This is a genomic window from Candidatus Streptomyces philanthi, assembly GCF_059553635.1.
This window is the reverse complement of record NZ_JCANQV010000285.1, coordinates 1-6,981: the sequence shown is the minus strand read 5'-3', so window position 1 is coordinate 6,981 and position 6,981 is coordinate 1. Positions and strand designations below refer to the sequence as shown.

Genomic DNA, 6,981 nt, shown 5'->3' with positions numbered 1-6,981 from the left:
TCGGCGCCGCGGCCGCCGCCCGGCAGACCTGCCCCGAGGCGTACGCCACCACCGGGTGACGGCCGGGCCGCCCGCGAGGCGCGGCGTCACCCCGTACGCCGCGCCGCTGCCCTCAGCCGTCCGCCCCCACCCGGTACAGCACCGTGCCGTGGGCCGGTACGACCGCGGTGACCGTGCCGGTGGTGTGCCCGTCGCGGTGCTGCCACAGGTCGCGGAGGCGGTAGCGGGAGGACGCGGGGAGGCCGAGCGCGGTGGCGGTGGTGGTGAGGCGCCGGGGCTCGTCGGTCTCGTTGAAGAGGGCGACCGCGCGGTCGCCGTCCGCCAGGCGTTTGACGAGGGTCCAGCGCCCCTCGGTGGAGGCGAGGACCGTCGCCTGGTGGCCGGCCGGGTCCTGGTCGAGGGCGATCACGTCCTTGTTGCCGAGGACGGTGAGCGTCGACGCGGAGGCCCGGCGCAGGTCGGTGCCGATCAGCAGGGGCGCGGACATCATCGCCCAGAGGGAGAAATGACTGCGGTACTCGGTGTCGGTCATGCCGCCGTTGCCGACCTCCAGCATGTCCGGGTCGTTCCAGTGCCCGGGGCCCGCGTACGGCGCCAGCGGGAGGTTCTGCTTGGCGAGGGAGAGCATGCTCTGCCAGGAGTCGCCGATGTCGCCGGTGGTGCGCCAGAGCTGGCCCACGTCCCGGGCCCATTCCCACGGCGCGTTCTCGCCCCATTCGCAGATGCTGTAGACGATGGGGCGGCCGGTCGCGCGGAGCGCGTCGCGCATAGTGAGATAGCGCTGTTTCGCGTCCACACCCTGGTTGTTGCAGTTGTCGTACTTGAGGTAGTCCACGCCCCATTCCGCGAACTGCCGGGCGTCGGATGTCTCGTGGCCCAGCGCTCCGGGAAAGCCCGCCGGGTTGCAGGTCTTGGTTCCCGCGCTGGTGTAGATGCCGAACTTGAGGCCCTTGGAATGGACGTAGTCGGCCACCGCCTTGATGCCGTGCGGAAAGCGTCCGGGGTCCGGTACGAGTTGTCCTTCGGGGTCCCGTTCGGGAAGTGCCCAGCAGTCGTCGAGATTGATGTACCGGTATCCCGCGTCCTTGAGCCCTTTGGCGAGGAAGAGGTCGGCGATGTCCTTGACCATTTTCTCGTTGAATTCCGCCCGGCACTGGGTGGAGTTCCAGTTGTTGAAGCCCATCGGAGGAGTGGCGGCGAGGGGGCCGGGCACGCCGGCCGCCGGGGCGGGGACCGCCGCGGCGCAGAGCAGGGCGGCGGACAGGGCCGCGGCGAACGCCCCGCGGCGGCGCCGGGGAAAGCGGGGAGAGGGCAGGCGCATCGTCACGTTCTCCGTCCTCGTGCGAGGTGTCCGGGAGTCATGTGCCGGTCAGGAACGGGTAGGCGGGTGCACACGGTAGAGCGTGACGCACCATGCCGGAAGAGGGGGACGAGTGCGCGTGTGCCGGCCCGGGACCCTTCCGCGGGCGCCGTCCGCGGCGGCCCGCGCGCTGTCCGGCGGGGGAGCGCCGGCCCCTTTCGCGGGGCGGTGCGGGCATCCGCCGGACCGTTCCGCATTCCGCGGCCCCCGGCCCGTCCGGAGGGGCCTTCCGGGGTCCTTTCCGGAACTCCGGTGGGCCGCCGTCATATGCGTACGGCGGGGTGCTCCGTCCTGCGGTGCGAAGGGGGTTTCGGTGCCGGAGGCTTTGGGGAGCGCACCGTCATGCGCGCCGTCCCCGGCCGCGGCGGCCCGCGATCTGGAGCCTTGTCGTGACAGGGTGAGGCGGGCAACTCACCTGGGTTCTAGGGAAGAGGGGAAACCGTGATCGTCTGGCTGAACGGCACGTTCGGTGCGGGCAAGACCACAGCGGCTCAAGAATTGCTCGACCTGCTCCCCGGAAGCACGCTCTACGACCCGGAACTCCTCGGTGACGGACTGCGGATGATGCTGCCGGCCAAGCGGCTGGAGGAGCTCGACGACTACCAGGATCTGGCGGCCTGGCGGCGATTGGTCGTGGACACCGCGGCGGCGCTGCTCACCGAGGTGCCGGGCCCGCTGGTGACGCCCATGACCCTGCTCCGCCAGGAATACCGCGACGAGATCTTCGGCGCGCTCGCGGCCCGCCGGATACCGGTACGGCATTTCGTCCTCCATGCGGAGGAAACGATCCTGCGCGCGCGCATAGCCCACCGCGAGCAGGCCGCGCCGCCCGGGGACGCGGACGCCGCTTCGGTACGCCGCTGGTGCCTGGCCCACCTCGCCCCGTACGCCGAGGCGCTGACCTGGCTCAAGGACGACGCGCACCTCGTGGACACCGCCCGGCTCACCCCCCGGCAGACCGCCGAGTACGTCGCCGAGGCGGTCCGCGACGGCGTCGGTGACTGCGCCATCGTGCAGACCCCGGAACCGACCGCGGAGACCCTCGCCGCCGGCGTCCTCCTCTTCGACGACGAGGACCGTGTACTGCTCGTCGACCCCACGTACAAGCCCGGCTGGGAGTTCCCCGGCGGCATCGTCGAACGCGGGGAATCCCCTTCCCAGGCCGGGATACGCGAGGTCGTCGAGGAACTGGGCATACGGCTCCCGCGCGTCCCCCGGCTCCTCGTCCTCGACTGGGAGGCACCCCAGCCGCCGGGCTTCGGCGGTCTGCGGCTGCTGTTCGACGGCGGCCGGCTCACCCGCGACCAGATCGGCGAACTCCTGCTGCCCGGCACCGAACTGCGCGCCTGGCGCTTCGCCACCGAGGCCGAGGCCGAACGGATGCTGCCGCCGGTGCGCTGGAACCGGCTGCGCTGGGCCCTGCGCGCCCGGGAACAGGGCCGCCCGCTCCTGCTGGAGGCCGGCGTCCCCACCGGCTGACCCCGCGGCGGGGCGGCCGGGCGCGGCCCGGCCGCCGTCCGCGTCAGGCCCGGCTGCGCGCGTACCGCTGGAGGAACAGCGCCTCGGCCAGCGACAGCCGCTCCAACTCCTCGGGCGACACGCTCTCGTTGACGGCGTGGATCTGCGCCTCCGGCTCGCTGAGCCCGATCAGCAGGATCTCCGCCTCCGGGTAGAGCGCCGCCAGGGTGTTGCACAGCGGGATCGAACCGCCCATCCCGGACGTCTGCATCTCCGTCCCGTCGTACGCCTCACGCATCGCCGACGCCATCGACGCGTACGCCGGGCTGGTGGTGTCCGCCCGGAACGGCTGGCCCTGGCCGACCTGCTCGACGGTGACGTGCGCGCCCCACGGGGCGGCGTCCTCCAGGTGCGCGGTGAGCAGCCGTGTCGCCTCGGCCGCGTCGGTGCCCGGCGGCACCCGCAGGCTCACCAGCGCCCGCGCGCCCGCCTGCACCGAGGGGGTCGCGCCGACGACGGGCGGGCAGTCGATGCCCAGCACCGTCACCGCGGGCCGCGCCCAGAGCCGGTCCGCGATCGTCCCGCCGCCGACGAGCCCGACACCGTCGAGCACCTTGGCGTCCTCGCGGAACTCCTCCTCCGGGTACTGGAGGCCCTCCCAGGACGCGTCCGCGGCCAGGCCCCGGACCGTCGTCGAACCGTCCTCGGCCCGCAGCGAGTCGAGTATCCGGATCAGCGCCGCCAGGGCGTCCGGGGCCGCGCCGCCGAACTGACCGGAGTGCAGATTGCCCTCCAGGGTGTCGACCTGGACGCGTACCAGCGTCATCCCGCGCAGCGTCGCGGTCACCGTCGGCAGGCCGACCCGGAAGTTGCCGGTGTCGCCGATCACGACGGCGTCCGCCGCCAGCAGCTCCGGGTGCGCCTCGGCGTAGCGCTCCAGGCCGCCGGTGCCCTGCTCCTCCGACCCCTCGACGATCACCTTGACGCCGACCGGGACGCCACCGTGCTCCTTGAGGGCCCGCAGCGCCGTCAGATGCATGATCAGGCCGCCCTTGCAGTCGGCCGCGCCGCGCCCGTACCAGCGGCCGTCGCGCTCGGTCAGCTCGAACGGCGGGGAGAGCCACGCGGACTCGTCCAGCGGGGGCTGCACGTCGTAGTGCGCGTACAGCAGGACGGTCGGCGCGCCCGCCGGGCCGGGCAGGTAACCGTAGACCGAGCGGCTGCCGTCCGGGGTGTCCAGCAGCGCCACGTCCTCGAAGCCCTCGGCCCGCAGCGCCCCGGCGACCCAGTCGGCCGCGGCCTCGCACTCGGCCGGCGGGAACTGCGCCGGGTCGGCCACCGACCGGAAGGCCACCAGCTCGGTCAGTTCGGCCAGGGCCCGGGGCTGCAGCGCGGCGACGGTGCGCGCGAGCGGGCTGTCAGACATGGAACGCTCCTTGTGGGCGCGGCGTTGGACATACGGAACGTCCGGCGGCGCGGCGCCGGACGGGCCGGACGTACGGGCGTGGATGCCCCCGATCTTCCCACAGGCGGTCGCCGCGAGACCGGCCCGTAGGATGCGGGCGGTAGGCGCACCAGCCATCGAACGGGAGCAGCAGTACAGGTGAGCAGCGAGCAGGCAGCCGAGGGCAACCAGCAGATGTGGGACGTCGTGGTGGTGGGCGCGGGGCCGGCGGGCGCCTCCGCCGCGCACGCGGCGGCGTGCACGGGACGCCGTGTGCTCCTCCTGGAGAAGGCGGAACTGCCCCGTTACAAGACCTGCGGCGGCGGCATCATCGGCCCCTCCCGCGACGCCCTGCCGCCCGGGTTCGAGCTGCCGTTGCGCGACCGCGTCCACGCGGTGACGTTCACCCTCAACGGCCGGCTGACCCGCACCCGGCGCTCCCGGTCCATGCTGTTCGGGCTGGTCGACCGGCCCGAGTTCGACGCCGCGCTCGTCGCGTCCGCCGAGAAGGCGGGCGCCACGGTCCGTACGGGCGTCTCCGTCGCCCGTGTCGAGCAGCACGGCACCGCGGTGCCCGACCGCCGCACCGTCGCCGTCGTCCTGGGCGACGGTGAGGTGGTGCTGGCGCGCGCCGTGGTCGGCGCGGACGGCAGCGCGGGCCGGATAGGCGCGCATGTCGGGGTGAAGGCCGGGCAGGTCGACCTCGGGCTGGAGGCGGAGATCCCGGTGCCGCCGACCGTCGCCGAGGACTGGGCTGGCCGGGTGCTCCTCGACTGGGGCCCGATCCCCGGCAGCTACGGCTGGGTCTTCCCCAAGGGCGACACCCTCACCGTCGGGGTGATCTCCGCCCGCGGCGAGGGCGCGGCGACCAAGCGGTATCTGGAGGACTTCATCGGCCGCCTCGGGCTGGCGGGCTTCGAGCCGCGCATCTCGTCGGGGCATCTGACGCGGTGCCGGACCGACGACTCGCCGCTGTCCCGCGGCCGGGTCCTGGTCTGCGGTGACGCGGCGGGGCTGCTGGAGCCGTGGACGCGCGAGGGCATCTCGTTCGCGCTGCGCTCGGGGCGGCTCGCGGGGGAGTGGGCGGTCCGGGTCGCCGAGGCACACGACGCGGTGGACGCCCGCCGCCAGGCCCTGAACTACGCCTTCGCCATCAAGGCGGGCCTCGGTGTGGAGATGGGGGTCGGGCGGCGGCTGCTCGCCGTCTTCTCCCGCCGCCCCGGGCTGATGCACGCCGCCGTCACCGGCTTCCGTCCGGCGTGGAACGCCTTCGCGAAGATAACCCGCGGTACGACCACGCTGGCCGAAGTGGTGCGCACCCACGGGGTGGCGCGCCGTGCGCTGGAGCGCCTCGACCGGGGGTGAGGCCGGCGCGGACGCGGGCCCGGGGGCGGCGGTGTGCCGGTCCCGGGCCCGTCGCGTTCCTCAGACGCCGCCCTTCTCCTGCCACAGTCCGAGCAGTTCGGTGTCGCCCTCGGCCGTGAGGCCGTGCCACGGCAGGCGGTTCCACAGCGCGAGGTACAGCGCCTCGGCCGGGCCCTCGACCGTGCAGTCGGCCCCGGGGCCCGCCGGGTCCGTGGGGGCCGTGCGCGGCGGGGCCTCGGACAGGCGCACCGTCCAGTCGGCGCCGGGCGTGTCCGTCGCGCGCAGCCGCAGCGTCCTGGGGACGTCGGTGCGCAGGCGGCTGCGCTCGCGGGCGTGGAAGCCGGTGAGGAGTTCCTCGATGCCGTCGGCGGCGAAGGTGCGGGGCAGGGGCGTGAGGGGGGTGCCCGCCGCCTGCTGCGCGTCCACACGGTGCACACAGGTCTCGTGCGCCTGACGCCGTGCCCAGAAGGCGAGCGGGGTGGTGGCGGTGTCCAGGAACGTCCAGGCCGCCAGGTCCCGCGGGGCGTTGTGCAGGGCCACCACGAGGTGGTGGTGGCCGTCGCGGAACCACGGGACGAGTTCCGCGTCGGACAGCCGCGGTTCCTCCGGGAAGGGCGCGGGGTGGCCGGCGCCCCGGGTCACGAACTCCGCGGCCCAGCGGTGGACGCGGCCGATGTGGGTGACCAGATCGCGCATGGTCCACTCCGGGCACGAGGGGACCGCCGCTCCGGGACCGGCCTCCTCCGCGGCCTCGGCGAGCAGGGCGCCGTCCAGTCGCAGTGTTTCGACGTGCTTGCTGATCTCCATGACGTCGAGTCTGCCAGCCGCGGCGCCACCGTCCGGGCAGGGGCGGACGGGTGGACGGAATGGCCCCTCGCGCCGGGAATGGTGTGACCGGAGCGGGGCGCGGGACCGGCAGAATGTGCACGAGGGCGCCCGAAAGAGCGGGCCACGTTTTGTTCAGCGTGGGTACAAAGCCAGAATGGGGACGTGACCCAGACTCGGACAACCAGGCTGGAGCGGGGCCGCGGTGCCCTCGGCCCCGCGCTGGAGCTCGTACACACCGGACGCGCGCCCACCCGGGCGGTCCTGACCTCGGAACTCGGCGTGACCCGGGCGACCGCGGGCGCCGTCGCCGCCGAACTGGAGGCCCTCGGCCTGATCACCGTCGACTCCCGGCCGACCGCGTCCGCGGGGTCCCAAGGACGGCCCTCCCACCGGCTGTTCGTCGACGAGAACGGCCCGGTGGTGCTCGCCGTCCAGATCCACGCCGACGGCTTCCGCGTCGCCCTCGTCGGCCTCGGCGGCCGCATCGTGGCCACCGCCACCGGATGCGGCACCGTCCCCGCCGACC

4 protein-coding genes and 2 pseudogenes are annotated in these 6,981 nt (G+C 74.0%); 3 read left to right on the top strand and 3 right to left on the bottom strand.

What is annotated here, in order from left to right; all coding sequences use genetic code 11:
• Positions 1-118: 118 nt before the first annotated feature.
• Positions 119-1,321: pseudogene (locus tag AC51EU_RS24655) on the bottom strand (glycoside hydrolase family 27 protein); the annotation flags it as partial.
• Between the two features lie 480 nt (positions 1,322-1,801).
• On the opposite strand from AC51EU_RS24655, the gene AC51EU_RS24650 reads away from it, so the two are divergent.
• A complete protein-coding gene (locus tag AC51EU_RS24650; RefSeq protein WP_496269253.1) occupies positions 1,802-2,839 on the top strand; it encodes an NUDIX hydrolase in 1,038 nt (345 codons plus the stop codon).
• A 43-nt stretch (positions 2,840-2,882) separates the two neighbouring features.
• On the opposite strand, the gene AC51EU_RS24645 is transcribed toward AC51EU_RS24650, so the two are convergent.
• Positions 2,883-4,244: a dipeptidase gene (locus tag AC51EU_RS24645; protein ID WP_496269252.1), complete on the bottom strand. Its 1,362-nt coding sequence runs from the start codon at positions 4,242-4,244 to the stop codon at positions 2,883-2,885.
• Between the two features lie 177 nt (positions 4,245-4,421).
• Between AC51EU_RS24645 and AC51EU_RS24640 the strand changes: the two genes are divergently transcribed.
• Positions 4,422-5,627 (top strand): geranylgeranyl reductase family protein, encoded by a 1,206-nt coding sequence (locus AC51EU_RS24640; protein WP_496269251.1) that lies wholly within the window; start codon positions 4,422-4,424, stop codon positions 5,625-5,627.
• 60 nt (positions 5,628-5,687) lie between these two features.
• On the opposite strand, the gene AC51EU_RS24635 is transcribed toward AC51EU_RS24640, so the two are convergent.
• On the bottom strand, positions 5,688-6,434 hold the full coding sequence (locus AC51EU_RS24635; RefSeq protein WP_496269250.1) for a maleylpyruvate isomerase family mycothiol-dependent enzyme: 747 nt from the start codon (positions 6,432-6,434) through the stop codon (positions 5,688-5,690).
• Positions 6,435-6,617: 183 nt separating this feature from the next.
• On the opposite strand from AC51EU_RS24635, the pseudogene AC51EU_RS24630 reads away from it, so the two are divergent.
• Positions 6,618-6,981, top strand: a pseudogene (locus AC51EU_RS24630) (ROK family protein); the annotation flags it as partial.